This is a genomic window from Vibrio sp. 1069 (assembly GCF_033340555.1).
The window spans coordinates 1-587 of record NZ_JAWOWP010000661.1; the positions used below are offsets into that span (position 1 = coordinate 1).

General features: G+C 41.1%; 1 protein-coding gene. It reads left to right on the forward strand.

Going from position 1 to position 587, the window contains the following annotated elements:
- Nucleotides 1-376: 376 nt before the first annotated feature.
- Nucleotides 377-574, forward strand: a complete 198-nt coding sequence (locus R7040_RS28330; RefSeq protein ID WP_017448124.1) for a hypothetical protein — start codon at nt 377-379, stop codon at nt 572-574.
- The last annotated feature ends 13 nt before the right edge of the window (nt 575-587 follow it).

Consider the following 587-nt stretch of genomic DNA (forward strand, 5'->3'; position numbering starts at 1 on the left):
AACGAATGGCGCGATGAGGATGACAGCTCGGCGCGTATGGTGCTTCAACAACTCCACCTTATTTATCGCATGTTGCCTGAGCTTCATTCGCTGGCGAGCAAATTTGCCGTTCGTGTGAACTAACTCGACCTTAGAGAGACTAACTTAAAGGTGCATGTGACTTAACGCGCGTTCTTTATGCAATTAGGGAAGCACTTTTGCTTCCCTTTTTTAATTTTAGATAACCCGAAGTAGGTAAAATTACCTTTCATAGGAAAAGTCTTACGTATCACTTAACGCACCTTGACAATACTCGGACAAAAAACCATCGATCAAATTCTAATCTAATTCTATTGAATAAGTATGTTGTGTGGCCACGGAGGCCGTTAGACAGGACATGAAGGATAAACCTGAGTACAGCGAGGATACAGAGATGAAAGCGCAACAATTTAAAGAGCTAAAAAAGAAGCTTGGAGACCTGACAGCAAGTCAGTTAAAAACATTGCAAGGCGAAATCAGCATGACGTTGAACAAAAAGGAAAAGCCATTGCTCTCCACTGAAGAGCGTGAAATGTTATCTAAACTGTTTGTTTGATTAAGTTATTGAC

Coding starts and splice junctions, on each gene's coding strand:
- R7040_RS28330 (WP_017448124.1), top strand. CDS start 377: ATGAAGGATAAACCTGAGTACAGCGAGGATACAGAGATGAAAGCGCAA.